Origin of the sequence: Streptomyces sp. 11-1-2, assembly GCF_003595545.1 — a bacterium.
Lineage (GTDB): Bacteria > Actinomycetota > Actinomycetes > Streptomycetales > Streptomycetaceae > Streptomyces > Streptomyces hygroscopicus_B.
The window spans coordinates 2,949,084-2,975,772 of the sequence record NZ_CP022545.1 but is presented as its reverse complement, the minus strand read 5'-3'; the positions used below and the strand labels follow the sequence as shown (position 1 = coordinate 2,975,772).

At 71.9% G+C, this 26,689-nt stretch carries 18 protein-coding genes; 6 read left to right on the top strand and 12 right to left on the bottom strand.

The window, feature by feature from the left end; all coding sequences use genetic code 11:
- Positions 1-64: 64 nt before the first annotated feature.
- The 3 genes from CGL27_RS12470 to CGL27_RS12460 all read left to right on the top strand — a co-directional run bounded on the left by CGL27_RS12470 (position 65) and on the right by CGL27_RS12460 (position 5,154).
- The gene (locus CGL27_RS12470; protein WP_119986611.1) at positions 65-2,293 is read left to right on the top strand and encodes a molybdopterin oxidoreductase family protein; all 2,229 of its coding nucleotides are present in this window, start codon (positions 65-67) and stop codon (positions 2,291-2,293) included.
- A gap of 122 nt (positions 2,294-2,415) precedes the next feature.
- Positions 2,416-3,867, top strand: coding sequence for a citrate:proton symporter (locus tag CGL27_RS12465; RefSeq protein WP_119986609.1), 1,452 nt, complete (start codon positions 2,416-2,418; stop codon positions 3,865-3,867).
- A 3-nt stretch (positions 3,868-3,870) separates the two neighbouring features.
- Positions 3,871-5,154 (top strand): MFS transporter, encoded by a 1,284-nt coding sequence (locus tag CGL27_RS12460; protein WP_119986607.1) that lies wholly within the window; start codon positions 3,871-3,873, stop codon positions 5,152-5,154.
- 28 nt (positions 5,155-5,182) lie between these two features.
- Here CGL27_RS12460 and CGL27_RS12455 read toward each other — a convergent pair whose 3' ends face one another.
- Positions 5,183-5,698, bottom strand: a complete 516-nt coding sequence (locus CGL27_RS12455; protein WP_119986605.1) for a DUF402 domain-containing protein — start codon at positions 5,696-5,698, stop codon at positions 5,183-5,185.
- 50 nt (positions 5,699-5,748) lie between these two features.
- Between CGL27_RS12455 and sigJ the strand changes: the two genes are divergently transcribed.
- Positions 5,749-6,684: an RNA polymerase sigma factor SigJ gene (sigJ, locus tag CGL27_RS12450; RefSeq protein ID WP_119986604.1), complete on the top strand. Its 936-nt coding sequence runs from the start codon at positions 5,749-5,751 to the stop codon at positions 6,682-6,684.
- A 12-nt stretch (positions 6,685-6,696) separates the two neighbouring features.
- Entirely contained in the window at positions 6,697-7,479 is a 783-nt protein-coding gene (locus CGL27_RS12445; RefSeq protein ID WP_119986602.1) for an aminotransferase class IV, read from the top strand.
- Between the two features lie 204 nt (positions 7,480-7,683).
- Here CGL27_RS12445 and CGL27_RS12440 read toward each other — a convergent pair whose 3' ends face one another.
- The 11 genes from CGL27_RS12440 to ispH form a co-directional block, all read right to left on the bottom strand.
- Positions 7,684-9,936, bottom strand: coding sequence for an MMPL family transporter (locus tag CGL27_RS12440; protein ID WP_119986600.1), 2,253 nt, complete (start codon positions 9,934-9,936; stop codon positions 7,684-7,686).
- A 135-nt stretch (positions 9,937-10,071) separates the two neighbouring features.
- Positions 10,072-11,517, bottom strand: coding sequence for a 3-carboxy-cis,cis-muconate cycloisomerase (gene pcaB, locus CGL27_RS12435; RefSeq protein WP_119986598.1), 1,446 nt, complete (start codon positions 11,515-11,517; stop codon positions 10,072-10,074).
- A complete protein-coding gene (locus CGL27_RS12430) occupies positions 11,514-13,511 on the bottom strand; it encodes an FAD/NAD(P)-binding protein (protein ID WP_078640594.1) in 1,998 nt (665 codons plus the stop codon). The genes pcaB and CGL27_RS12430 overlap by 4 nt, the downstream gene beginning before the upstream one ends.
- 37 nt (positions 13,512-13,548) lie before the next feature.
- Positions 13,549-14,358 (bottom strand): hypothetical protein, encoded by an 810-nt coding sequence (locus CGL27_RS12425; RefSeq protein ID WP_119986596.1) that lies wholly within the window; start codon positions 14,356-14,358, stop codon positions 13,549-13,551.
- A gap of 104 nt (positions 14,359-14,462) precedes the next feature.
- The gene (locus CGL27_RS12420; protein WP_119986594.1) at positions 14,463-16,082 is read right to left on the bottom strand and encodes a class I adenylate-forming enzyme family protein; all 1,620 of its coding nucleotides are present in this window, start codon (positions 16,080-16,082) and stop codon (positions 14,463-14,465) included.
- 52 nt (positions 16,083-16,134) lie between these two features.
- Positions 16,135-17,103, bottom strand: a complete 969-nt coding sequence (locus tag CGL27_RS12415) for a UbiA family prenyltransferase (RefSeq protein WP_119986592.1) — start codon at positions 17,101-17,103, stop codon at positions 16,135-16,137.
- Positions 17,100-18,308, bottom strand: a complete 1,209-nt coding sequence (locus CGL27_RS12410; protein WP_240450479.1) for a 4-hydroxybenzoate 3-monooxygenase — start codon at positions 18,306-18,308, stop codon at positions 17,100-17,102. Before CGL27_RS12410 ends, CGL27_RS12415 begins: the two co-directional genes overlap by 4 nt.
- A gap of 11 nt (positions 18,309-18,319) precedes the next feature.
- Positions 18,320-19,471 carry a flavodoxin-dependent (E)-4-hydroxy-3-methylbut-2-enyl-diphosphate synthase gene (ispG, locus tag CGL27_RS12405; protein WP_119986591.1) on the bottom strand — a complete coding sequence of 384 codons (1,152 nt, stop codon included), beginning with the start codon at positions 19,469-19,471 and terminating at the stop codon, positions 18,320-18,322.
- Complete coding sequence (gene dxs, locus CGL27_RS12400; protein WP_119986589.1) at positions 19,468-21,366, bottom strand: 1-deoxy-D-xylulose-5-phosphate synthase; 1,899 nt, start codon at positions 21,364-21,366, stop codon at positions 19,468-19,470. The genes ispG and dxs overlap by 4 nt, the downstream gene beginning before the upstream one ends.
- A gap of 68 nt (positions 21,367-21,434) precedes the next feature.
- The gene (locus CGL27_RS12395; protein ID WP_237298801.1) at positions 21,435-22,508 is read right to left on the bottom strand and encodes a polyprenyl synthetase family protein; all 1,074 of its coding nucleotides are present in this window, start codon (positions 22,506-22,508) and stop codon (positions 21,435-21,437) included.
- Entirely contained in the window at positions 22,505-23,566 is a 1,062-nt protein-coding gene (gene ispH, locus CGL27_RS12390; protein ID WP_119986587.1) for a 4-hydroxy-3-methylbut-2-enyl diphosphate reductase, read from the bottom strand. Before ispH ends, CGL27_RS12395 begins: the two co-directional genes overlap by 4 nt.
- Positions 23,567-24,512: 946 nt before the next feature.
- Between ispH and pabB the strand changes: the two genes are divergently transcribed.
- A complete protein-coding gene (gene pabB, locus CGL27_RS12385) occupies positions 24,513-26,639 on the top strand; it encodes an aminodeoxychorismate synthase component I (RefSeq protein ID WP_119986585.1) in 2,127 nt (708 codons plus the stop codon).
- The last annotated feature ends 50 nt before the right edge of the window (positions 26,640-26,689 follow it).

The following is a 26,689-nucleotide window of genomic DNA, read 5'->3' as shown; positions in this document are numbered from 1 at the left end:
AGTCGGTATGGTGACCGGGTCCGGCGCGTCATCGCGGCCTCGCCGCCGTCCCTGGGAGAGACCGATGAGCACTGCCCTGCGTATCTGCCCGCTCTGCGAGGCCACCTGCGGGCTGACCCTCACCATCGACGAGGGGAGGGTGACCGGGGCGCGCGGCGATCGCGAGGACGTCTTCAGCCGAGGCTTCATCTGCCCCAAGGGCGCCGCGATCGGCGAGCTCGACGCCGACCCCGACCGGCTGCGGCGCCCCCTCGTACGCCGCGCCGGGCGCCTCGAGGAGACCAGTTGGGACGAGGCGTTCGCCGCCGTGCGGGAGGGGCTGGCCCCGCTGCTGGGCGAGCACGGACCGCAGGCCGTGGGGGTCGTGCTCGGCAACCCCAATGTGCACACCGTGGCCGGAGGGCTCTATCCGCAGCTCCTGCTCGGCGCGCTGCGCACCCGTAACGTCTTCAGCGCCAGCACCCTCGACCAGATGCCCAAGCATGTCTCCAGCGGGCTGCTGTACGGCGACGCCAACGCCATTCCGGTACCCGATCTGGACCGTACGGACCATCTGCTGATGCTCGGCGCCAACCCGCTGGACTCGAACGGCAGTCTGTGCACCGCCCCCGACTTCCCCGGGCGGCTGCGGGCGCTGCGGCGGCGCGGCGGCCGGCTGGTGGTGGTCGACCCCCGGCGCACCCGGACCGCCAAGATGGCCGACCGCCATGTGGCGATCCGGCCCGGCACCGACGCCCTGCTGCTCTTCGCCATGGTGCAGGTGCTGTTCGCCGAGGACCTGGTGGCACCGGGCCCGCTCGCCGAGCACGTCAGCGGGGTGGCGGAGGTGCGGCGGCTGGCCGCGGACTTCCCGCCGGAGGCGGTGGCCGAGGCGTGCGATGTGCCCGCCGAGGAGATCCGCACCCTCGCCCGTGAGCTGGCCGCCGCGCCCAGGGGCGTGGTGTACGGGCGGATCGGCTCCACCACCGTCGAGTTCGGCACGCTCACGAGCTGGCTGGTCGATGTGGTCAACGTGCTCATCGGACAGCTCGACCGGCCCGGCGGCATGATGTTCCCGCTCGCCGCGACCGGCCGCCGGGAGCGCCCGGCGCGGCCCGGGAAGGGGTTCGCGCTCGGCCGCTGGCACAGCCGGGTCAGCGGATACCCCGAGGCCAAGGGCGAGCTGCCGACCGTCGCGCTCGCCGAGGAGATCGAGACCCCGGGCGAGGGGCGGATACGGGCGGTGCTGGCACTCGCGGCCAACCCCGTGCTCTCCGCACCGGACGGCGACCGCCTCGATGGGGCGCTGGCCGGGCTCGACTTCATGGTCAGCGTCGATCCGTACCTCAACGAGACCTCGCGCCACGCCCACGTGGTGCTGCCCCCGCCCCCGCCCAGCCGCAGCCCCCACTTCGACTACGCCTTCAACAGCCTGTCCGTGCGCAACCAGGTTCGCTACACCCGACCGGTGATCCCGCTGGAGGCGGACCGGCTGAGCGAGAGCGCCATCCTGGCGCGGCTGGTGCTGTGCGTGAGCGGGCACGGCGGCGCCGATCCGGCGGCGGTGGACGCGATGGCGATCGAGGGGACCCTCGGCAAGGAGGTCGCCGACCCGGCGTCGCCGGTGTACGGACGCGAGCCCGCCGAGCTGGCCGCGCGGCTGACCGGGGTGGACGGCCCCGAGCGTCGGCTGGACATGATGCTGCGGCTGGGCCCGTACGGCGACGGGTTCGGCGCCGACCCCGACGGGCTGAGCCTGGAGAAGCTGCTCGCCCATCCGCACGGCATCGACCTGGGGCCGCTGCGCCCGCGCGTCCCCGGGCTGCTGAAGACCCGCAGCGGCACGGTGGAGCTGTGCCCGGAGCCGCTGGCCGCCGATGTGGAGCGGCTGCGCCGGTCGCTGGCCGACCGGCCCTCGGGGCTGCTGCTGGTCGGCCGCCGCCATCTGCGCTCCAACAACAGCTGGATGCACAACGTCCCGGCCCTGATGGGCGGCACCAACCGCTGCACGCTCCAGATGCACCCCGAGGACGCCGTCCGGCTGGGCCTGGCCGACGGCGGCCTGGCCCGGGTCAAGGGCGACGGCGGGGAGCTGGAGGTGCCGGTCGAGGTGACGGACGCGGTACGGGCCGGAGTGGTGAGCCTGCCGCACGGCTGGGGCCACGCCCGTACCGGCGTCCGGCTGTCCGTGGCCGGGGCCAGCCCCGGGGTCAATGTCAACCAGCTCTTCGACGGCTCACGGCTGGATCCGCTCTCGGGTACGGCGGTGCTCAATGGCCACCCCGTGCACGTTTCGCCCTCGCTACAGCACTGACCTGGGGTTTTGCGCTTATTGCTCACGCGTCAAGACCTTGTTAACGGAAAGTTGCCGCACCTAACGTCACCTCGACCGCCAAATCTGGGGGAGTTCAAAGGCGAACGTGAGGTACCCAAAATATGCTGACCATCCTCGGCTTCGTCATGATCGCGACATTCCTTGTCCTGATCATGATGAAGAAGATGTCCCCGATGGGCGCCCTGGTGCTCATCCCCGCGCTGTTCTGTGTGCTTGTCGGGAAGGGGGCGCACCTCGGGGACTACGTCCTCAAGGGCGTCGGCGAGCTGGCACCCACGGCCGCCATGCTGATGTTCGCCATCATCTACTTCGGGGTGATGATCGACGTCGGCCTCTTCGATCCGATCGTCCGGATGATCCTGCGGTTCTGCAAGGCGGACCCGATGCGGGTGGTGGTCGGCACCGCGATCCTCGCGGCGATCGTCTCGCTCGACGGTGACGGCTCCACCACCTTCATGATCACCGTGTCGGCGATGGTGCCGCTCTACCGACGGCTGAAGATGAGCCTGGTGGTGATGACCGGTGTCGCGGCCATGGCCAACGGCGTGATGAACACGCTGCCCTGGGGCGGCCCGACCGCCCGCGCCGCCGCCGCGCTCAAGGTCGACGCCAGCGACATATTCGTGCCGATGATCCCGGCCCTCGCGGTCGGTCTGCTCTTCGTGATCGCCCTCTCCTACGGCCTCGGTCTGCGGGAGCGCAAGCGGCTCGGCGTGCTGACACTGGACGAGGTCACCGCGGGCGACCCCGAGCAGGTGCTGGTCGGCGCGGGCTCCGGTGGCAAGGGGGCCAAGGGCGGTAAGGGCGGCAAGGCCACGCTGACCGGCGGCGCGGGCTCCGGCACCGACGCGGAGACCCAGTCCCCGAACGGCTCCGGCACCTCGGACGCCTCCGACGCGGACGACGACGAGTTCAAGGGCCTCGACCCGAACCGCGCCACCCTGCGCCCCAAGCTCTACTGGTTCAACGCGGCCCTCACCATCGCGCTGCTCGCCCTGATGGTGACCGAGACCATGCCGATCCCGGTCCTCTTCCTGCTCGCCGCGGCCGTCGCGCTCACTGTCAACTTCCCGCAGATGAACGACCAGAAGGCCCGCATCGCCGCACACGCAGAGAACGTCGTCAACGTCTCCGGAATGGTCTTCGCCGCCGCCGTCTTCACCGGTGTCCTCACCGGCACCGGCATGGTCGAGCACATGGCCCGCTGGCTGGTCGACGGCGTCCCCGAGGGCATGGGCCCGCAGATGGGCATCGTCACCGGTGTGCTGTCCATCCCGCTCACCTACTTCATGTCCAACGACGGCTTCTACTTCGGCATCGTGCCGATCCTCGCCGAGGCCGGAGCCGCGCACGGGGTCTCCACGCTGGAGATCGCCCGCGCCTCGCTCGTCGGACAGGCCCTGCACATGTCGAGCCCACTGGTCCCCGCGGTCTACGTGCTCGTCGGCATGGCCAAGGTCGAATTCGGCGACCATACCCGGTTCACCGTGAAATGGGCGGTGCTCACCTCCCTGGTGGTGCTCGCCGCCGGTCTCCTCTTCGGCATCATCTGACCCGTGAAGAGTTCAGAGCCCGGTAGGGGCTGGTTGCTGCGCCTGGTCATCGCCTTCTCGTTCACCCAGGGGGCGGTGAGCATGGCGCGGCCCGCCGTCTCCTACCGGGCCCTCGCGCTCGGTGCCGACGCCCGCGCGGTCGGTGTGATCGCCGGTATCTACGCCCTGCTGCCGCTGTTCGCCGCCGTACCGCTGGGGCGCCGCACCGACCACGGGCGGTGCGCCCCGCTGCTGCCCATCGGGGTCGCCCTCATCGCCACCGGCTGCGCGTTCAGCGGCACGGCCGGATCGCTGCCCGCGATGGCCGCGTGGAGCGGGGTGATGGGGCTCGGCCATCTGTCGTTCGTCATCGGCGCCCAGTCCATCGTGGCCCGCCAGAGCGCCCCCGACGAACAGGACCGCAACTTCGGCCACTTCACCATCGGCGCCTCGCTCGGCCAGCTCATCGGGCCCGTCGCGGCCGGTCTGGTGGTCTCCGAACACGACGGGGCGATGGCCCGCACCAGCGCCGTCGCGCTGTTCGTCTCCGCCGCCCTCGCGGCGTTCTCCTGCACCTCGCTGTGGCGCATCGAGCGCCGCCCGGCCGGTAGGGCGGCCACGCCCGCCAAGGAGGCCCCCGCCCGGAAGGTCTCCGTACGGTCCATCCTGACCACCCGCGGGGTCGCCTCCGGCATGTTCATCAGCCTCGCCGTGCTCTCCGCCACCGACATCCTCACCGCCTATCTGCCAGTCGTCGGCGAACAGCGCGGTATCTCGCCCGCGGTCGTCGGGGTGCTGCTCAGCCTGCGCGCCGCCGCCACCGTGGCCTGCCGGCTCGCCATGACCCCGATGATCCGGCTGATGGGCCGCACCGTGCTGATGGCCGTCAGCTGTCTGGGCGCCGCGCTGCTGTGCGCGGGCATCGCCCTGCCGGTGCCCGCCTGGGCGCTCGGGGTGCTGCTGGCCGGACTCGGCTTCTGCCTCGGCGTCGGACAGCCGCTGTCGATGACGACCGTCGTCCAGGCCGCCCCGGAGGAGGCGCGCAGCACGGCCCTCGCGCTGCGGCTGACCGGCAACCGGCTCGGCCAGGTCGCCGCGCCCGCCTCCGCCGGTGTGCTCGCGGGGCTCGCGGGCACGGCCGCCCCCTTCGTCATGCTGGGCGGACTGCTCCTGGTATCGGCGGGCATAGCCGTCCGGCCGCTGCGCGGGCGCCCGGCCGCGGATCCCGGCGAGGCCCGGCCCGCGCCCAGGGAGCGGCGTACGGAAGGGACTTCGGCCTCGCGGGGCGCGGGACACCCACCCCGGTGAGACGGCGGTGCGATGACGGTGAGCCGCCTCAGGGCCGCTCGCCGTCGACCATGCCCAGCCACCGCTCGCAGGCGCCCGCGAACGGCTCGGCGCGCCCGCCGACCGCGTCCATCAGCCACCGCCCCGCCGCCTCGGCCTCCGCGATGACATCCGCCGGATAGCCGTACCGCACCTGGTGCTCGGCGAACTCGTCCTCGTCGTCCAGCAGGGTCCTGCCGTCCCGCTTGCGGATGACATCGAGGTCCAGGTCCACCATCGTGACCTCGTGGGAGGAGACCCACCGCGGCGGCGTGGCGATGTCGCAGTAGATCTCGGTCTCCCGGGGCGGGGCGTTGAACGCCGCGGTCCACCACGCCTCGCGCGGCAGGAGGATCACATGCGCGCAGGCGATCGACACCATCGGGCCGAACCCCTTGCGCATGACCGTCCCGCCGGGCAGCCCCAGCCAGACGCCGTGGTCGTCCTGGCCCAGCCTGCGCATCCGCAGGTTCCAGTGCGAAGTGCCGTCGTACTTGGTGTAGTTCACGGATACGAGATCGGCCATGAGCCGATCCTAAGCGGTGGCGGGAGGGGCGTGACGCCTACCATCGGTGCATGGAGACCCCCGTATCACCGTGGAAGGACCGCGCGGGACCGCAGGACAGGCCGGTGCCGGATGCGGGGAGCGAGGACTTCCTCCACCATCGTGAACTGCTCTTCTCCATCGGCTACAACATGCTCGGCACGGTCACCGACACCGAGGACGTGGTCCAGGAGACCTGGCTGTCCTGGGCGTCGGTCCAGGACAAGGAGATCGCCCACCCCCGCGCCTATCTGGTGCGGATCGCCGTCAACCACGCGCTCACCCAGATGCGCCGCGCCCGCCGGAGCCGGGAGAGCTATATCGGCCCCTGGCTGCCCGAGCCCGTGCTGACCGAACCGGACACCCCCGACACCGCGATCCGCACCGAATCGGTGTCCCTGGCGATGCTGGTGGTCCTGGAGACCCTGACCCCCTTGCAGCGCGCGGTGTTCGTGCTGCGCGAGGCGTTCGCCTACGACCACGCGGAGATCGCCGCGATCCTGGGCCGCAGCTCCGCCGCCGTCCGCCAGCTCGCCCACCGGGCCAAGGAGCGCGTCGAGGCCCGCCGGCCGCGCTACGACCTCGACCGCGGCACTCAACGCATCGTCACCGAGCGGTTCCTCGACGCGGCCCTCGGCGGCGACCTCGACGCCCTGATGGACGTCCTGGCCCCGGAGGTGGTCATGTGGAGCGACGGCGGGGGCAAGCACCGCGCCGCCCTCCGCGTGGTCGAGGGCCGGGAGAAGGTGGCCCGCCTGGTGGCCGCCGTCAGCGCGCGGCTGTCCACCTTCGCCATGCGGCCGGTGCAGCTCAACGGGGGCCCGGGGGTGGTCCTGTTCGTCGGCGGGACGCTCTACGCGGCCGCCGTGCTCGACCCCGCGCCGGGCGGCGACCGGGTGCGCGGTATCTACGGTCTGGTCAACCCGGACAAGCTGGCCGGACTCGCCGAGGCCGTCCGGCCCGGCTGAAAGACTGGCCCCATGACAGAGCTGAACGGGGAACCGGCGGGCATCCGCGAGCTGACGGCGCTGGCCATGACCAACTACGGCCACTTCACCACCATGCGGGTGGAGGATGGGCGGGTACGGGGGCTGTCCCTCCATCTGGACCGGCTGGTACGGGACAGCGGGGTGCTCTTCGGCACCGCACCGGACCGGGACCGGATCCGCGAACTGGCGCGGCGGGCCGTCGCGGACACCACGGGGCCGCTCACGGTCCGGGTGACGGTGTACGACCCCGACCTCGGGCTGGAGCGGCCCGGAGCCGAGGCCGACCCGCGGATCCTGGTCACCACCCGGCCGGCCGCCGCCCCCTCGCTGCCGCCGCTGAGCGTGCGCACCGCAGCGCACCGCCGCGACCTGCCGGAGGTCAAACACGTCGGGCTGTTCGGGCTGTTGCGGCTGCGCCGCCTCGCCCAGCTCGACGGCTACGACGATGTGCTGCTGACGGACGAGCGGGGCGCGGTGTCCGAGGGCGCGACCTGGAACGTGGGATTCTTCGACGGCCATCGCCTGCTGTGGCCGGAGGCCGGGTGCCTGCCCGGCGTCACCCAGGAACTGCTCCGCCGCGGCCACAGCGGCCCGCAGCACACCGAGCGGATCGACCGTGACCGCTTCGGCGAACTGCGCGCGGCGTTCGCCCTGAACGCGGGGGTGGGCGTACGGCCGATCCGGTCGATCGACGGCGTGGAGTTCGACCCCGGCCATCCCGTCCTGGACGTGCTGCGCGAGGAGTACGCCGCGACGGAAGCGGAACCGCTGTAGGACGGGGATCGTGCCGCCTGCGGCGGGCCGTTCCCCTCCCCGCCCCTTCCCGAAACCGGGGCTCCGCCCCAGACCCCGGACCGGGGCTCCGCCCCAGACCCCGAAACTGGGGGAACAGCCCGCCGCAGGCCGCCCGCATGCGGCGGGTCCGCCGTCCGGGATGCCGGGCGGCGGACCCGTGAGCCGCCAAACGTGGTGGGCCGGTCAGCCGGTCAGCGCCCGGTCGCCGTCGCGCCGTGGCGCCGCCGCCACGGGCTCCTCCCGCAGGCCGTACCGGCTGTGCAGCCGGCGCAGCGGAGCTGGGGCCCACCAGGTGGCGCGCCCGCCCAGCCGCATCGCGGCGGGCAGCACGGCCCCGCGGATGAGCGTCGCGTCCATCAGGACGGCCAGCGGCAGCCCGATCCCGTACGCCTTCACCAGCGAGATGCCGGAGACGGTGAAGGCCAGGAAGACCACCGAGATCGCCACCGCCGCCGCCGTGACGATGCGCCCGGTGCGCTCAAGGCCCCGGGCCACGGCGGCCGTCGGCGAACCGGTCAGCTCGTACTCCTCCCGCATCCGGGACAGCAGGAAGACCTGATAGTCCATCGCGAGCCCGAAGGCGAGGCCGAAGAGCATCACCGGGATCGTCCCCGCGATGTTGCCGGTCGGCGTGAAGTCGCCGAACAGCCCCGCGAGATGGCCGTCCTGGAAGACCCACACCAGCGCGCCGAAGGTGGCCGTCAGGCTCAGCGCGCTGAGCACCAGCGCCAGGAACGGCAACATGACGCTGCCGGTCACCAGGAACAGCAGCACCAGCATGGTCAGCAGCACCGTGCCCAGCGCGTACGGAAGCCACTTCTCCAGCGCCGAGGCGGCGTCGTGGTTGGTGGCCGCGGCCCCGCCCACCAACGCCTCGAACGGCGCCTTCTGCGACCGGATCTCGCCGACCAGCCGGTCCGCGTCGTCCGCGCTGGCCGTCTCCGGCACCACGGCGAAGTAGACGGCGTCGCCCGAGGCGAAGCGGGCGTACCGCTGATCGGGCGGGGCGGCCTGGCGGCCCTCGGCGTAGGCGCCGGTGGCGGTGCGGACCGCGGCGACGTGCGGCAGCTCGGACAGCCGCTTCGCATACGCGCCGACGGCCGCCCGGTCGGTGCCCCCCTCGGGCGCCACGACCTGCAGCGCGTTCTGCTCACTGCTGTCGAACTCGGCCCGCACGGTGTCGGCGACCTGACGGGCCGACGAGGACGAGGGCATCACCCGCTCGTCCGGCATGCCGAGGTTGATGCCGAGGAACGGCGCGCCGAGCAGCAGCAGGAACGCGGTCACGATGGTCACGATCGGCACCGGGCGCCGCATCACGGTGGTGGCCAGCCGGTGCCAGAAGCCGCTCTCCACGCTCCGGCCGGCGGGGTCGGTGCCCGTCCCGCCGGTCGCCGCGGTCCGCCGCCGGCGGAACACCCGCCCCTTCTCGATCCGGTCGCCGAGCAGGGCGAGCAGGGCCGGCAGCACGATGAGCGAGGCCGCGCCGGACAGCAGCGCCGTGAGCGCCCCCGCATAGCCCATGGACCGGACGGCCTGCAGCGGGAACCAGGCCATGGCCAGGGACGACACGGCGACGGTCAGCGCCGAGAAGGTCACCGTGCGCCCGGCGGAGGTCAGCGTCGCCCGGATGGCGTCCGGCGGGGCGAGCCCCGACCGCAGCTCCTCGCGGTAGCGGCTGACCATCAGCAGGCTGTAGTCGATGGCCAGGCCCAGGCCCAGCAGGGTCACCACGCTCGCCGCGAGCGAGCCGACCGTCGTGACGCTCGCCAGGATCCACGTCAGCCCCATCGTCAGCATCATCGCCACCAGGGCGACGGCCAGCGGCAGCGCCGCGGCCACCACGCTGCCGAAGATGAACACCAGCGCGACCAGCGTGATCGGGATGGCGACCGTCTCGCCGGTGGTGGCGTCCTTCTGCCCCTGCTCCAGCAGCTCCCGCTGGAACTTCGTATAGCCGCCGAACGTCACCTCCAGCCCGTCCCGCGAACCCTGGTAGCGGTCCGCCAGCTCGGCGACGCGCTTTTGCGACGCGGTGTCGTCCCCGGTGACCGTCCCCATGATGAGGGCCTTGTGGCCGCTCTTGCCGCGTAGCTGCGGGGCCTTCCCGGTGGTCCAGTAGGAGCTGACGTTCGCCACTCCGGGTTCCCGGCTCAGCTTCCGGGTGAGCTGGGTGCCCGCCGCCGTCACCGACGGATCGTCGACCCGCCCCTTCGAGGTCACCAGCAGCGTGAGATTGGGCAGCCCCTGCCCGAACCTCTCGTCCAGCGCGGTGATCGCCCGCGAGGACTCCGACGTCGGATCGTCGAAACCGCCCGCCGTCAGCTTGTCGAACAATGTCGTACTCGCCACCCCGCCGATCACGGCGAGCAGCAGGCCGACGACCAACACCGCCAGGCTTTTCCGCACGACGAAACCGGCCAGTCTGTCCAGCATTCCCTCTTCCTTCCTCAGGCGCACGGCGTCTGGAATCCCGTCCAGCACGGCGTCTGGATATCCGTCTCGGCATCCCAGACGCCGAGCCCCGCCCGGATGTGACATCCCCGGCCGCGGCCGCTCCCCGAGCGGCCGTCAGGACCAGTCCCCGGGCCCTCGAACCGCCCGGTCCACCAGCAGCTCGGCCACCCCCGGATAGTTCGCCGGGTCCAGCAGGGCGGCCAGCTCCTCCGCCCGGTAACGGCCCGCGAGTTCGGGGGCGGCGGCCAGCACCTCGCCCAGCGTCCGCCCGCCGCGCGCCGCCTCCGCCGAGGCCCGGCTCATCAGCTCCTTCGCGGGCCCCTTGCCCAGCACCGGGGTCAGCACCGCGGCCAGCCGCTCCGAGACGATCAGTCCGCGGGTCAGCCCCAGATTGGCGCGCATCCGGTCCGGGAAGACGGCCAGCCCCTCGACCAGTTCGACGGCCGTGTGCGCCGCCCCGCCCGTCAGCCGCAGACACTCGCGCAGCGGAAGCCACTCGGCGTGCCACGCCCCGGCCGACCGCTCGTCCTCCGCGAGCATGCACCCCATGACCGCGCTCGCCAGCGCCGGAACCTGCAGTGCGGCCGAGCGCACCAGGGTGGCCAGGGCGGGGTTGCGCTTGTGCGGCATCGCGGAGGACACCCCCCGGCCCTCGGCGGCGGGCTCGGCGACCTCGCCCGTCTCGGTGCGCGACAGCAGCTGTACGTCCACCGCGATCTTGCCGAGCGCCCCGGTGGTCAGGGCCAGTTGAGCGGTCAGCCCCGCGACCGGCGTACGGGCGGTGTGCCAGGGCAGGACGGGCTCGTTCAGCCCGACCTGCGCGGCGAACTCCGCCATCAGCCGCTCCGCGAACTCCCTGGGCCCCGGCGCCCCGGGCCGTATCCGCTGATCCATCAGGGCGTACTCGGTGTACCCCGCCAGCGTGCCCGCCGCGCCGCCGAGCTGCACCGGCAGTTCATGGTCGCGGATGCGGGCCAGCCGGGCCGCCGCGTCCTCCACACCGCTCAGCCAGCCCGCCGCCTTCAGCCCGAAGGTGGTGGGCACGGCGTGCAGGGCGAGCGTACGGCCGGGCATGAGCGTCTCCCGGTGTGCCACGGCCAGTTCACGCAGCGCCCCCGCGATCCGCTCCAGGTCGGCCACCAGGGGCCCCAGGGTTCTGCGGGCCACCAGCATGGCGGCGGTGTCCATGATGTCCTGGCTGGTCGAGCCCCGGTGCACATACTCCGCGGCGGCCGGGTCCTCGGCGGCCACCAGCGCGGTGAACGCCCGGACCAGCGCCACCACCGGATTGGCCGCGCCCCGGGCCAGCCGGGCGATCTCCACCACGTCCAGGCGCTCGGCCCGGGCGAGCGCGGTGATGGTGCGGGCCGCCGCCTCGGGCACCAGGCCCAGCCGCGCCTGCGCCCGCACCAGGCCCGCCTCCGCGTCCAGCATCGCCTGCAGCCAGGCGTCGTCCGACGTGGTCGCCTCGGCCGGGGTGCCGGCCCGGGCGGGGCTCAGCAGACCCGCGTCGGCATGGCGCGGGGCGTCATCGGTGGCATCGTTCTGGGCGTCGGTCATGGAACGGAAACCTCGATCGTCTCGGGGCCGGTGGGATCGGTGGGACCGGTGAGCGAGTCATCACTCAGCGCCAGCACGGTACGCGCTATGGCGTCGGCATCGGCCAGGATCACGGAGCCGACACCCGGGCGGATGCCCGCCGCCGTGGCCCAGTGGACGGATTCGGTGGGCACACCGAAGGCGAACCGCCGTGGATGCGGCCGACCGGAGGCGTCCAGCAGGTGGTAGGGGCTCGGCCCCACCGCGAGCCCGCCCGTCTCATGACCGCCCTGCCCGTCGCCGGTGCCGCCGACCCCGGTGCCGCCGACCACATAGGGGCCGCACTGACCGCTCGCCAGCAGCGCCGACAGCAGCGGATCGGCGCTGGAGCGCACATCGGTGCCCGGCAGCCGGGCCTCGATCAGCGTGGTCACCCGCCCCCACGAGCCGGGAACGGCACGGGATTCGAGGACGAAGGCCCCCTCCTCGGCGTCGGCGCGTGCCACGGTGCGCGGCCCCAGCACGGTCAGCACGCCCGCCTCGATGAGCGCGACCGCCTCCTCGACGCGCCGGGCCGGCGGACCGATCGACACGAAGGCGTTCAGCGGGGTGTACCAGGCGTCCAGGTCGTCGCGGTGCGAACGGTCCGTCAGCCCGCCGTGGTCCACCACCAGCCGGATCTCGTTGCGCAGATCGCGCAGCACGTCCAGGGCCGCCTTCAGCGGGCCGTGCACATTGCCCGCCCGCGCCGCGTCCAGATCCGCCCGCAGATACTCCAGCAGCCAGGACCGGAACGCCTCGGGCGACCGGAGGCCGTGGGCGGGGCAGGGCCGGGCGATCCGGTCCCAATTCCAGCGCCGGTGAGGCGGAATGCCGCTCTCGGTCAGCAGCCGGTCCTCTTCGGCGCCGCCCCGGGGAGCCGACGGATAGGCGGCGCGCAGCCGGTGCGCGGCCGCCTCCTGCCCCCGGGAGGTGAGGAGCGCGGTGTAGTAGACCGTCTCCACCTCCTTGGAGATCAGCGGCCACAGCTCGGAGCGGAAGTCCAGGCCGCCCCGCTCATGGACGCGCCGCCGCAGACCGCGGATCACCTTCGGGGTCAGCACCAGCGGGAGGTGACGGCCGTGCGGGCCCTTCTGGTTCTCGCCCCGGGAGTGGAACGGCACACCCCGGCGCGAGCCGGCCAGCAGCCGCGGCTCCCGGCCCGACGGCCGGTAGACCAGACGCCCCGCCCGCCGCTCGAACCGTCCGCCCCGGCCCTCGGTGAGCAGCGCCAGGTAGTCGAAGAAGTTCAGCCCCAGCCCCAGCAGGCCCACGGCCTCCCCGGGCCGGATACCGGACAGGTCCACCTCCGCCGGGCCGGCGGGCGGGAGGTAGCGCAGCCCCCGCGCCTCGGCGAAGGCCGCGTAGGCCGCTTCCCGCGGCGACCGCCGCTGCGGCAGATGGCCCTGGGCCAGCACCACGGCGTGCAGCCCCTCGATACGGGTGCCGTCCTCCAGCACGACGGTCTGCCCGCCGTGCGCCGTGCGCTCCTCGAGCCCGACCGCCCGCGAGCGGTGGGCCACTGTGCGCACCGACGCCGGCGCGGTGCCCGTCACCCGCCGGTGGACCCACTCCAGATAGTGCCCGTGGAAGGCGCGAGTCGGATACGAGTCGGGGCCCAGGCGTCGCGCCTCGGCCAGGACGGCCTCGTCGTACCCGCCCTCGTCGAGGGCGCCGGTGAGGCTCACGAAGCGGGCCCATTCGTACAGGCTGGGCCCGGGCAGGACCGGCCCGGCCATCTCCACGGTCTCGTCCGTGAACATGGTGACCTGGCCGGCGACGGTGTTCATGAGCAGATGGCGGGACTGGCCGGAGCGCCAGACCCGCCCCGCCCCCGGCGGATACGGGTCCACCACATGGACGGTGACCGGGGTGGTGGGCGCCGCCTCGGCGGCGTTCGCGCACAGCCGCTCCAGGACCGAGAGCCCCCGGGGCCCGGCACCGATGAGGCAGACGTCCAGACGTTGCGTGGTCATGGTCATTCTCCGTGGACGTAACAGGCCCGGGCGCGGCTCAGCCCGACGCCCCGCTGCGGACGGCCGGTTCCCGCTCCTCCTGGCGCGGTGCGCTCCCGGCGGTGGCGAGGCCGTCCGGAGCGTCGGGGGCCTCGGCCGGGGGCCGGTTCCACGCCCACGGCGAGCGGCCCTCCTCGCGGACCTTCCGGTAGAGCAGTACGCAGTAGGTCGCGTCGATGGTCCAGACGGTCAGGAAGAGGAAGATGAACAGGTGGTGGCCCGGGTACATCACCAGCACCGTCCACCCCGCGAAGAACGATCCGATGCCCTTGGCGAGCGCCACGTACATCGACTGCCCGAGCGAGGATCCGCGGCGGCTGAGCATGAAGATGAACGACAGGCTCAGGAACACGTTCAGCCCGGTGCCGGTGTAGATGCCGGTGGCGTCCTTGAGCTCATAGGTCGTCATGATGTGGAAGACCGCGGACCACGCGATGACGCCGAAGACCATCCACCGGAAGGCCCGCCGGCTCATCGACGGATAGTCCTTCCACCCGTAGCGCAGCGTCTGCCGGAGGATGAAGCAGTCGACCAGGAACCAGCTGAGATTGATCGGGCGCTGCACATCGGCCTGGTCCAGGATCAGGGAGAGGGTGAACTCCCAGGCGAGGTTGACCTCGACCACGAAGACGGGAATCCCCACCCGCTTGTCCAGTTTGGCGCGGTAGATGGCGAGCCCGTAGGCCACCAGCCAGCCCGATGCGCACGGGCCCATCAGGATCCAGAACAGCCAACTCGGCCGGTCCGCCTCCGGCAGGGTCACCGGAGCGATGTCCGGGAGATCGAAGAGAGCGGGCGGGAACCACACGGCTAATTACCCCTCGTTCACGGTGGATACGGTCGTCTCGACGCGTTGCGTGGCGTTGCTTTGTACGGCGTTGCTTTGTACGGCGTTGCTTCGCGTGGCGCGGGTCAGGTCCACTGCCCGGTGCCATAGGTGTCGCTGGAGCCCAGCAGCCGTTCGCGCAACTCCCCCCGGCGCACCTTCCAGGTGGCGGTGCGCGGCATCTCCTCCCAGGGGACGAGCCGCGGCTTGTCCAGCTCGGGCAGGCCCCGGCAGGCCCGGTCCCACTCCTGGGGGTCGAGGGCGTCGTCGCGCATGCACAGCACCGGGATCGGCAACTGCCCCGGGACCCCCAGCACGATCACCTCGGAGGCCCGGTCCAGCCGGTCGAGCAGGGTCGACTCCAGCTCGATGCAGCTCATTCCGGGGATCATGTCGACCTCGCGGTCGATCAGCCGGATGCGGCCGTAGCCCGCGTACTCGCCCAGGTCGCCGGTGTTCCACCAGCGGCCCCGGTCCTTGGCGCGGTGCCGGTCGTCCTCGCCCAGGTAGGTCAGACACCGCGACTTGGTCCTGACCATCAGCAGCCCCGGCTTTCCCCGGGGCCGTTCGCGGCCGGTCTCCGGGTCCACGACCTTGACCCGGACCAGGGGCGGGAACCCGACGTTGGTGGCGTCATGCGCCCGGGGTTTGTCCGGGCGGACCATGGAGCGGGTGGCCACCCCGGCGGCGATGCCCGCGATCTCGGACTGCCCCACGCCCCAGGCCCACAGCGGCAGCCGGGCCCGGGAGGCGCCGAGGAACTTGCGGACCGTCCTGGGGTGGACCGCGTCGAAGGTGCTGATGAAGCGCCGTACGCCCGAGAACAGCTCCGGCCGGGTGTCGGCCAGCTCCTCCCAGTACTGGAAGACGTTCGGACATGCCTCCAGGGAGGTGGGAGGGTGCGCGGCCAGCGTGCGGGCCACACTGTCCAGCGCCGGATCGGAGAGGATCACCATCTTCCGCGGCCCGCGGAACAGCGTCCCGTTGGTCCAGGACAGATTGCGGTTGTGGGCGAAGGAGATCCCGCTGGCCACCACGTCCCTGGGACGGGAGGTCATGAGCGGCAGTCGGTAGGACTCGATGCGGAACGGCACGGCCGCCAGGGTGGTGGCGGGCGAGTGCACCACCAGCTTCGGGACACCCGTGGTGCCCGAGGTGTGGGTGACCAGCATGGGTTCGTGGAGGCCGCGGAATCGCACCGGCGGCCGGGAGCCGTCGCGCACATCGTCGATCCGCAGTGTTCCGCCGGGCAGCCCCGGGCGCTCGGCGCCGACGGCCACCAGGGTCATCCCCGGATCGGCCGGCGCGATACCGGCGGCGGTCATCCGCTCCAGCACCGTCGTGCCCATCACCAGCACCTTCGGGGAGATCCTGGTGAGCAGGGTGCGGATATGCGCGGTCGACCTGATGGGCGCGATCATCGCGGGCAGCGCCCCGAGCCGGGCGGCGGCCGCGGCGAGCAGGATGAAGTCGTAGTGGTTCTCCTTGACGATGGCGAGCCGGTCGCCGTGGCGCAGCCCCGCCCCGTGGAGCCAGCTCGCGGCGTCCTCCACCGTCGCCGCCAGGGCGGACACATCGAAGCGGGTGCCGGCATCCGGGGCGATGTCGAAGGGCCGGTCCAGATGCATGACCGTCGGCTTGCCCTGCTCGGCGGCCCGGTGGAACAACCGGCCGACGTTGACGGGCCGTTGGGAACGCGCCGCCATGCCTCATCTCCTCGTCTATGGGGGTGCGAAACGGCTGGGACAGAACGAACGGCTAGGTCAAAAGGAACAGCGCGGGCGCCAGCAGCCCGAGAAAGCCCAGGTCGTAGGCGTACAGCCCGAGCTTGCGGGCGGTCAGCCAGCGCCCCCGCACCGGGCCCTCGCGCAACTGGGCCGCATGGAGGACGGTGGCGGGCAGCAGGGTCAGCAGGGTCCACCATGGCCACGGCGTGGCCAGGCCCAGGACGCAGATCAGCGTGGCCGACACCAGGACGAAGGCGACCATGGCGGTCTTGTAGACCCGCGGCCCGGTCGACGCGGCCAGCGTCCGGCGGCCCACCGAGCGGTCCCCGTCGGCGTCGTTGACGTTGGAGTAGCTGCTCACCATGACCAGCCAGAGCCCCAGCAACAGGCCCACCAGTACCGCGGGGGAGGACCAGTGCCGCTCCACCGCCAGATAGGGAGCCAGCAGCCCGGCGGTGGTGGCCAGGCACAGCAGCGTCTCCGCACCGCCCCGGTGGTAGCTCAGCCGCAGCCCGGCCGAGTACTGCACGCTGAAGAAGAACCCGACCCCGTAGAGGACGTACGCCACGGCCGGAGCCCGCCAGTCCAGCGCCCAGAACGCGCCGATCCCCGCGAGCACCGCGACCGAGGCCGCGCAGGCGATGAACCGTACCGCCTCGCGCTCGGTCACCGCCCCGCTGAGCAGCGGTTTGCCGCGGATGTCGCGCTTGGTGTCACCGGCCTTGTAGTTGCGGGCGTCGCTGCCGTTGCGGAAGCCGACCAGGTCGTCGGTGGCGCAGGTGCAGGTGACGATGCCCATGGAGCCGAGCAGGAACAGCAGCATGGCGGCGGTGGTCCCCGGGCGGTCGCGCACCTGCGGGCTCAGGGTCAGCCACGCCATGCCCCACCCGAAGTAGTTCTGGTACACGAAGATCTTCGACAGCCGGAACAGACCGCGCGCCACCTCCCCGCCACCGCGGGCGCGCGCCGTCCTGCGGCTCTCGCCGGTCAGTGAGGTCATGGCCGGCCTCCCCGGGCCGGGGTCCGCTCCCGCGCCAGGCCCACATAGTTCTCGGCGAAGGTCCGCGCGGCGGCGGGGGAGTTCACCACGGACGCGAGCCGGGCGTCCCGCAGCCGCCCGTCGAACACCTCGCCCTCCGGGGGCCGGTGCAGCAGCCCCGACATCCAGTCGGAGAACTCCTGCGCCTGCCAGACCCCGGGCAGACAGGCGGCCGAATAGCCGTCCAGCGCGGTGCGGTCGCCGCTTCCGTAGAACTCCCCGAAGGCCGCGGCGAGCACCCTGACGTCCGCCACGGCGAGGTTGAGCCCCTTGGCCGCGGTCGGCGGCACGATATGCGCGGCGTCACCGGCCAGGAACAGCCGGCCGTAACTCATCGGCTCGGTCACGAAGCCACGGAGCGCCACACAGCTCTTCTCCAGGACCGGCCCCTCGGCCAGTTCTGGGGCACCGTCGATGTCCAGCCGGGTGTGCAGCTCCTTCCAGATCCGCTCATCGGGCCAGTTCTCCACCCGCTCGCCGGCCTCCACCTGCAGATAGAGCCGGCTCACCGCGGGCGAGCGCATGCTGTGCAGCGCGAAGCCCCGGCTGTGCACCGCGTAGATCAGCTCCTCGGCGGCGGGCGGGGCCTCGGCCAGCACGCCGAGCCAGGCGTACGGATAGGTGCGCTCGTAGGTCGAGAACGTTCCGGGCGGCACGGACCGGCGGGAGACCCCGTGGAATCCGTCGCAGCCCGCGACGAAGTCGCAGGCGATCTCCACCGGTTCGCCCGCCACCGTGCACCGCACGGTCGGCGTGTCCGTGTCCAGACCCTGTGGTTCGACATCGGGGACGTCGAACCACAGCCGCGCCCCGGCCGCCGTCCTGGCCCGGATCAGGTCCTTCACCAGCTCCTGCTGGCCGTACATATGGACGGTCCGGCCGGTCAGCTCGGTGAAGGGCATCCGGTGGGCGCGCGAGCCGAACCGGAAGACGAAGCCCTCGTGGACCAGCCCCTCGCGCTCCAGCCGGTCCGCCAGACCGGCCTCGCGCAGGAAGTCCACGGTGCCGCCTTCCAGCAACCCGGCCCGCACCCGCTTCTCCACGTACTCCCGGCTCCGCCGCTCCAGCACGATCGAGTCCACCCCGCACCGCTGGAGCAGATGGGAGAGCAGCAGGCCGCCGGGTCCCGCCCCGACGATCGCGACCCGCGTGTTCAGGCGTTTCACCGATGTCCCCCTCACCGCACGCTGACAGTGGGGGACTCGGCGGCGTCCTGCGGGCCCGCCTCCTCGGCCAGGCGCATGGCCTCCTCGATCAGGGTCTCCACGATCTTGCTCTCGGGGACGGTCTTGATGACCTTCCCCTTGACGAAGATCTGGCCCTTGCCATTGCCCGAGGCGACACCGAGATCGGCCTCCCGGGCCTCACCGGGGCCGTTGACCACACACCCCATCACCGCGACCCGCAGCGGCACTTCCATGCCCTCGAGACCCGCGGTGACCTGGTCGGCCAGCTTGTACACATCCACCTGGGCCCGGCCGCAGGAGGGGCAGGAGACGATTTCCAGCTTGCGCGGCCGCAGATTGAGCGACTGCAGGATCTGCGTGCCGACCTTCACCTCCTCCACCGGAGGCGCCGACAGCGACACCCGGATGGTGTCGCCGATGCCCTGCCGCAGCAGCGCACCGAAGGCCACCGCGGACTTGATGGTGCCCTGGAACGCGGGGCCCGCCTCGGTCACCCCCAGGTGCAGCGGATAGTCGCAGGACTCGGCGAGCAGTTCATAGGCGCGCACCATGACCACCGGATCGTTGTGCTTCACCGAGATCTTCAGGTCGTGGAAGCCGTGTTCGGCGAAGAGCTCCGCCTCCCACAGCGCCGATTCCACCAATGCCTCGGGGGTGGCCTTGCCGTGCTTGGCCATCAGCCGCGCGTCCAGCGAGCCGGCGTTCACCCCGATGCGGATCGGGGTGCCATGGTCCTTCGCCGCGCGGGCGATCTCCTTGACCTTGTCGTCGAACTTCTTGATGTTTCCCGGATTCACCCGCACCGCCGCACAGCCCGCCTCGATCGCGGCGAACACGTACTTGGGCTGGAAGTGGATGTCGGCGATCACCGGGATCTTGGACTTGCGGGCGATCTGCGGCAGGGCGTCGGCGTCGTCCTGGCTGGGGCAGGCCACCCGGACGATGTCGCAGCCCGTCGCGGTCAGCTCGGCGATCTGCTGCAGGGTGGCGTTGACATCGGCGGTGACGGTGGTCGTCATGGACTGCACGGAGACGGGGAAGTCGCTGCCGACCCCCACCGCGCCCACCCCGAGCTGACGGGTGACGCGGCGCTTTCCGAGCACCGGTGGCGGCGCGGCGGGCAGGCCGAGATCGACGGTCATCGGGAATCCTCCTCAAGCGCCCGGACACCCGGCGCACGGTCGGCCGCGATCCGCGACCGGATGGAACGGGCCAGGTCTTCGGGACTCAGGCCGCATTCGGCGAGCAGCTCGGCGCGTTTGCCGTGGTCGAGGAAGCGCTGCGGAATCCCGAAACCGGACACCGGGGCCGGGACACCGGCGTCGCGCAACTCCTGGGCGAGCAGCGAGCCGTAGCCCCCGACGCGCAGGTTGTCCTCGACGGTGACGACGAGCCGGTACTGCTCCGCCAGCTTGATCAGGGACGGGCCGACCGGTTTGATCCAGCCGGGGTCCACCACGGTGACGCCCAGGCCCTCCCCGGTGAGCCGGCGCGCCGCGGCACAGGCGGTCGCGGCCATGGCGCCCACGGACACCAGCAGGACGTCGTCGCCCGGGGAGCGGTGGAGTACGTCGATGCCGTCGTGCTGGTCGACGGCGGGGATGTCGGGCCCCACCGGCCCCTTGGGGAACCGGATGGCGCTGGGGCCGTCGGTGACCGCCACCGCCTCGCGCAGCGCGGCGCGCAACGAGGCCCCGTCGCGGGGTGCCGCGACTCGCAGGCCGGGCACGATCCCGAGCACCGACAGATCCCACATGCCGTTGTGGGAGGCCCCGTCGTCACCGGTGACCCCGGCCCGGTCGAGGACGAACACCACGGGGCAGGAGTGCATCGCCACGTCCATCAGAAGCTGGTCGAAGCCGCGGTTGAGGAACGTGGAGTACACGGCCACCACCGGCACCATCCCGGCCATGGCCAGCCCCGCGGCCGAGGTGACCGCGTGCTGCTCGGCGATGCCGACGTCGAAGACCCGGTCGGGGAACTCCTCGGCGTACGCCGCGAGCCCGGTGGGCCGCAGCATCGCCGCCGTCACCGCCACCACCTCGGGGCGCTCACGGGCGATCTCGACCAGCTCCGCGCCGAAGACCGAGGTCCAGGACGGGCCCGGGGAGCCCAGCGGTTCGCCGGTCGCCGGGTCGCCGGCGGCGACCGCGTGGTGGTGGTCGCGCTCGTCGGCCTCCGCGCGCGGGTAGCCGCGGCCCTTGCGGGTCAGGCAGTGCACCACGACCGGCCCGCCGAACCCCGCGGCCTGCCGCAGGGCGGCCTCCACCGCCGCGATGTCGTGTCCGTCCACGGGCCCGAGGTATTTCAGGCCCAGGTCGGCGAAGAGCCCCTGCGGGGCGAGCATGTCCTTCAGCCCCGTCTTGACCGCGTGCAGCGCCTCGTAGAGCTTCGGGGCCTGCCGTAGCCGGTGCTTGGACCACTCCAGGAACCGCTCGTAGTCGGGGGAGGTGCGCAGGCCCGCCAGATGGGTGGCGAGGCCGCCCGTGGTCGGCGCGTAGGAACGGCCGTTGTCGTTCACCACGATGACGACGGGACGGTCCGGGGCGCCCGAGATGTTGTTCAGCGCCTCCCAGGCCATGCCGCCGGTCAGCGCCCCGTCCCCGATGACGGCCACCACCGCGCGGTCCGACTCGCCGCGCAGCCGGAACCCCTTGGCGAGGCCGTCCGCGTAGGACAGGACGGTGGAGGCGTGGCTGTTCTCGATGGTGTCGTGCTCGGACTCCGCCCGGCAGGGGTAGCCGGACAGGCCGCCCTTCTGCCGGAGCCGGTCGAAACCCTCCCGGCGGCCGGTGAGGATCTTGTGTACGTACGCCTGGTGCCCGGTGTCCCACAGGATGCGGTCCCGCGGGGAGTCGAACACGCGGTGCAGCGCGATGGTGAGTTCGACGGTGCCCAGGTTGGGCCCCAGGTGCCCGCCGGTCCGCAGCACCTTGTCGATGAGGAAGTGCCTGATCTCACGCGCGAGACCGGTCAGTTGGCTCGCGTTCAGGTGCTTGATGTCGGCGGGACCGTGGATGGTCTCCAGCAGTGTCATCCGGGCTCTTTCCCTCCGCGTCGGTGCCGCCACCGGGTGCGGTCGCTGTCGGTGCCCATCGGCCGTCCTCACGCGTTCCGGTAGGCGACCTCGTGGGCCATGGCGGCCAGTTCCTCCCGCCACTCCGGCTCCAGCGGGGCGGCGGCGATGGCACGGCAGGCCCGCTCCACGAGCCCGTCGATGTGCTTCTCGACGTCGTCGCGCACACCCGTCTCGATCAGCAGCTCCCGCAGGTGGTCGGCGCCCCGAAGCTGAGCGGGCACCAGCTCCCGGATGTGCGCGTTGCGCTGGATGGCCAGGGCCATCAGCAGCGTCATCTTGTGCTGCTCGAAGTCCAGACCGCTCGGCTTGCCGGTGACCTCGGAGTCCCCGAAGGCGTCCAGGAGGTCGTCGCGCAGCTGAAACGCCTCGCCGAGCGCGGCCCCGTACTCCTCGAAGGCCGGTGCCGCGTCGGGGCGGCCGGCCACCGCGGCGCCCAGGACCAGCGGGCGGTGGATGGTGTAGCGGCCGGACTTGGCGATGGCGATCCACCGCGAGGTCTCCGGGTCGGGCTCGAACTCCACGGACGCCGCGACGTCCATGTACTGGCCGATGATCAGCTCCGAGCGCAGCAGATGCCACTCGGCGGCGACCGCGGGCTCCACTTCGGCCATGATCTCGTCGGAGTAGACCAGGGCCAGATCGCCCGCGAGGATCGCGACGTTCTCCCCGTAGCGGCCCGCCGCGCCCCGCCAGCCGCGCTCGCGGTGCAGCGCGGCCTGGCTGGTGTGCACGGTCGGCGCGCCACGGCGCACCGGGGACTCGTCCATCACATCGTCATGGATCAGCGCGCAGGCGTGGAGCAGTTCCAGCGCGGCGGCGACGGGGATGACGCGGTGGTCCTCCGGATCGCCGCCGACGGCCAGATAGCCGCTCAGGCAGAACGCGGGGCGCATGCGCTTGCCGCCCGCGTTGACCAGGTCGGCGATCCCGTCGATGGGGACGCTGGAGCGTGGGTCCAGCGCATGCCACCGGTCGTACTCGGCGGACAGGAAGGCGTGCAGCCGCTCCTCGACCCGGGGCAGCAGGCTCATCAGCGCCCGGCGGGCGGTGGTGGCCGGGGCCGAGGCGGGGCGGGCGGTCGCCATCACATGGGCAGTCACATCGTCCTCCTAGGGGTTCCGGCCGGTGCGTCCGGTGGGACCTTCGACCAGGCGTCGTCGAGCCGTTCCCGGTCGTCGGACCGGATGCCGTCGGTGAGCTGCAGGGGCATGGAGAAGACCACGTCCTCGACGACCGTGGACTCGATCTCGACCTCGTCATGGCCGAACTCGGCCAGCCGGCCGAGGAGTTGGTGGACGAGGGCGTCCGGGACGCTGGCGCCGGAGCTGACGCCGACGGTGGTCACGCCCTCCAGCCAGCCGGCTTTCAGCCGGGATACGTCCGGGACCAGCTGGGCGGGGGTTCCGGCCTCCCGGGCGACATCGACCATCCGCTGGGAGTTGCTGGAGTTCTCCGAGCCGACGACCAGCACCAGATCGGCCTGCTGGGCGAGGGACTTGACGCCGTTCTGCCGGTTCTGGCTGGCGTAGCAGATGGTGTCGGTCCCGGGGCCGACGATGTCGTCGAACCGCTCGGTGAGGGCGCGGACGATGTCGGCCGTCTCGTCCACCGACAAGGTGGTCTGGGTCAGATAGGCCACCGGGGTGTCCCGGGGGAGGTCCAGCCGTTCGACGTCCTCGACGGTTTCGACGACCAGGGTCTCGCGCGGTGCCTCGCCCCGGGTGCCTTCCGTTTCCTCGTGTTCCTCATGCCCCACCAGCAGCAGGACCCGGCCGTCCCGGACCACCCGGCGCGCCTGCTGGTGGACCTTGGCCACCAGTGGGCAGGTGGCGTCGATGACCTGCAGGTTTCTATCGGCGGCAGCGGTGCGGACCGCGGGCGAGACGCCGTGTGCGGAAAAGAGGCACACCGCCCCTTCGGGAACTTCGAATTCCGATTCCACAAAGCGTGCGCCCTGGTGCTCCAGGAGGCTGACGACGTAGTGGTTGTGGACGATCTGTTTTCGAACATAAATAGGCGGGCCGTATACCTCGAGCGCCCGCTCCACCATGGAAATGGCGCGGCGGACACCCGCGCAGAAACCGCGGGGTTCGGCGAGGATGACGCGTTTGCGGGGCGCTCCGGTATCGGAGCGCGCGGACTTCGTGCTTAAGTGCATGACGTATTGCTCCAACGCCGGCATGCGGCTCGGATGTGAATGGGCGCGTCGCTGTGCGGGCATGCCGCAGCGGGCGGACATGGCTTTGTCCTGGCGTTTGCGGATGGCTGTCGATGGATCGGCGGCCTACGGGTCAGCAATCGCTCACAAGGGTCTGACGACCCATCTGGCCTGGGTATATGCCGAAAAAGCCACTGCCAGGAGGCGAGGCGTTATGGACGTTCTCCGGAAGCCGGTGCTCGGAGACGATTCGGTCGAAGAGACATTCACTTACCCCCGTAAGTCTCATTTGACAGCTACGCCATCCGAAGCGGTTTCCCCGTCGGATATGCGCAGGTCGAAAACACTATAGAAGGCGAGACTGAGTGCAAGTCCTACGCATGTGACCCTCGTCACATGTCGAAATGTGGGCGGAACTGTCGCTTACGGTTGCGGGCGATTGCTAGGCTCCCTGCCGCGCTGATTCGACGTGTCGTCGGCTTGCGCAACGGGGGCTCTGAGCCGGAAATTCCGGTAGTAACCGCTGGTAAACCCTTCCGGGTGGATGGAGAAATCCGCTCGAAGGAGTGACGGACGTATATCCAGCTTTTCTATCTTCGCTGGTCGCGGTTTTGCGGCCGGGAGCGGGTTCGTCTGTTTCCTCGGTTCCGTCGACCCGTCCGGCCTGCCGGTTCGGGGGTCCCCACAGGTGTCCCGCGCCGTCGCGACGCGTCAGCGGAAGTCGCGACGCCTCAGCGGGATGTGTCCGGCTCGACCAGTGGAGGCTTCCTTACATGACCGCTCCCGGCCCGACCGCGGAGAAGGTGACCGCTCAGCGGCCGCCGTGGGCTGTGACCCCCGGCTGAACCCCGAGCAGGCCGCCGAAGCGGTCCACGCGTTCACCGCCTTGCTCCGCGCGGCGTGAACCGGGCCCGTCATCCAGAGTTCCGATAGGTTCGAGGTTTCGATGCGCACGCTGCTGGTAGACAACTACGACTCGTTCACCTACAACCTGTTCCACTACCTGGCCGAGGTCAACGGCCAGGAGCCCGAGGTGATCCGGCACGACGACCCCGGCTGGAAGCCCGAGATGCTGCGGGACTTCGACAACGTCGTCATCTCTCCCGGGCCCGGCAGCCCCGAGCGCCCGGCCGACTTCGGCGTCTGCCGCGACATCATCCTCGACGGCGCCCTGCCGCTGCTCGGTGTCTGCCTGGGCCACCAGGGGGTGGGCCTGCTCAGCGGCGCCCGGGTGGTCCGGGCCCCGGAGCCCCGGCACGGCCGGCTGTCCCGGGCGGCGCACGACGGCTCCGGCCTCTTCACCGGGCTGCCCAGCCCCTTCGACGTCGTCCGCTACCACTCGCTCACCGTCACCGACCTGCCCGAGGAGCTGCGGGCCACCGCCTGGACCGAGGACGGTGTGCTGATGGGGATCGCCCACCGGGAACGGCCCCTGTGGGGCGTCCAGTTCCACCCCGAGTCCATCTGCACCGAGCACGGCCGGCTGCTGCTGAGCAACTTCGCCGACCTCACCCGCTCCTGGCAGACCGGGCACGGCGTGGAACCGGCGCGACGGCGCGGGCCGCGCTCCCCGCGCGGCGGCGCCGAACCCACCGCCGCGCCGCGCGCCACGCCGCGATCCCTGCGGGTGCTGGTGGAGACCCTGCCCACCCGCTGGTCGGACGAGGTCGTCTTCGACCGGCTCTTCCGCGCCGACCGGCACGCCTTCTGGCTGGACAGCAGCGCCGTCGGGGGCGAGCGCGGGCGGTTCTCGATGATGGGGGACGCCTCGGGGCCGCTGGCCCGGGTCGCCACCGCCGACACCTGGGCGGGCACGGTCACCGTCACCGCGGACGGCTCCCGCGAGGTCCTGCACGAGGAGTTCCTGTCCTGGCTGGAGCGCGATCTGCGCGCCGCCCGGGTCGAACTCCCCTCGCTGCCCTTCGACTTCGCCCTCGGCTGGACCGGATACCTCGGGTATGAGCTCAAGGCCGAGTGCGGCGGTGAGCGGACCCACCGCTCCCCGGAGCCCGACGCCGCGATGATCTTCGCGGACCGCGCCGTGGTGTTCGACCACGAGACCTCGGCCACCTATCTCCTCGCCCTCGCGGAGGAGGGCGCCGAGCGGGGCGGGGAGGAACCGGCCCGGGCATGGCTGCGGGAGACCGCCGCCCGACTGGCGGAGCTGACCGGTCACAAGCCCCGTCGCACCCCGCTCAACGGCGGCCCGGGAGAGGTGCGGCTGCGCCACGGCCGCGAGCGGTACCTGGAGATGATCGCCGCCTGCCAGGAGCTGATCACCGCGGGGGAGACCTATGAGGTGTGCCTGACGAACATGGCCGAGGCCGACGGGCCGGTGGACCCATGGGCCGCCTACCAGTACCTGCGCCGGCTCAGCCCCGCGCCCTTCGCCGCCCTGCTCCGCTTCGGCCCGCTGTCCGTGCTGAGCACCTCGCCCGAGCGCTTTCTGCGGGTCTTCGGGGACGGCACCGTCGAGTCCCAGCCGATCAAGGGCACCCGGCCGCGCGGAAGCTCCCCGGCCGAGGACGAGCTGCTCCGCGTCGACCTGGCGACCAGCGAGAAGGACCGCTCCGAGAACCTGATGATCGTCGACCTGGTGCGCAACGACCTCGGCCGCACCGCGGAGGTCGGATCGGTGCGGGTGCCCAAGATCTTCGACGTGGAGACGTATGCGACGGTGCATCAGCTGGTCAGCACGGTGCGCGCCACCCTGCGGCCGTCCAGCTCCGCGGTCGAGAGCGTGCGCGCCGCCTTCCCCGGCGGATCGATGACCGGCGCGCCCAAGATCCGCACCATGCAGATCATCGACGATCTGGAGGAGGGCCCGCGCGGCGTGTACTCGGGCGCCATCGGCTACTTCTCGTTGTCCGGGGCCTGCGATCTGAGCATCGTGATCCGCACGCTGGTGATGACCCCGGACCGGATCCGGTACGGGGTGGGCGGGGCGATCGTGGCGCTGTCCGACCCGGCCGAGGAGTTCGAGGAGACGGCCGTGAAGGCGACCCCGCTGCTGCGGCTGCTGGGCGCGGAGTTCCCCGGCCGGGTGGCCACGGAGACGGCGGCCGCGCGCTGAGCGGGCACTGGCGTCGAGCGGGCACGGCCGTCGAGCGGGCACGGCCGTCC

Excerpts from the sequence above, each read along its gene's own strand:
- CGL27_RS12465 (WP_119986609.1), top strand. The coding sequence starts at position 2,416 with ATGCTGACCATCCTCGGCTTCGTCATGATCGCGACATTCCTTGTCCTG.
- ispG (WP_119986591.1), bottom strand. The coding sequence starts at position 19,471 with ATGACCGTCGATCTCGGCCTGCCCGCCGCGCCGCCACCGGTGCTCGGA.
- CGL27_RS12445 (WP_119986602.1), top strand. The coding sequence starts at position 6,697 with ATGACAGAGCTGAACGGGGAACCGGCGGGCATCCGCGAGCTGACGGCG.
- CGL27_RS12430 (WP_078640594.1), bottom strand. The coding sequence starts at position 13,511 with ATGACCACGCAACGTCTGGACGTCTGCCTCATCGGTGCCGGGCCCCGG.
- CGL27_RS12420 (WP_119986594.1), bottom strand. The coding sequence starts at position 16,082 with ATGGCGGCGCGTTCCCAACGGCCCGTCAACGTCGGCCGGTTGTTCCAC.
- CGL27_RS12415 (WP_119986592.1), bottom strand. The coding sequence starts at position 17,103 with ATGACCTCACTGACCGGCGAGAGCCGCAGGACGGCGCGCGCCCGCGGT.
- pcaB (WP_119986598.1), bottom strand. The coding sequence starts at position 11,517 with ATGACCGACGCCCAGAACGATGCCACCGATGACGCCCCGCGCCATGCC.
- dxs (WP_119986589.1), bottom strand. The coding sequence starts at position 21,366 with ATGACACTGCTGGAGACCATCCACGGTCCCGCCGACATCAAGCACCTG.
- ispH (WP_119986587.1), bottom strand. The coding sequence starts at position 23,566 with ATGCACTTAAGCACGAAGTCCGCGCGCTCCGATACCGGAGCGCCCCGC.
- CGL27_RS12470 (WP_119986611.1), top strand. The coding sequence starts at position 65 with ATGAGCACTGCCCTGCGTATCTGCCCGCTCTGCGAGGCCACCTGCGGG.
- pabB (WP_119986585.1), top strand. The coding sequence starts at position 24,513 with ATGCGCACGCTGCTGGTAGACAACTACGACTCGTTCACCTACAACCTG.
- CGL27_RS12440 (WP_119986600.1), bottom strand. The coding sequence starts at position 9,936 with ATGCTGGACAGACTGGCCGGTTTCGTCGTGCGGAAAAGCCTGGCGGTG.
- CGL27_RS12455 (WP_119986605.1), bottom strand. The coding sequence starts at position 5,698 with ATGGCCGATCTCGTATCCGTGAACTACACCAAGTACGACGGCACTTCG.
- sigJ (WP_119986604.1), top strand. The coding sequence starts at position 5,749 with ATGGAGACCCCCGTATCACCGTGGAAGGACCGCGCGGGACCGCAGGAC.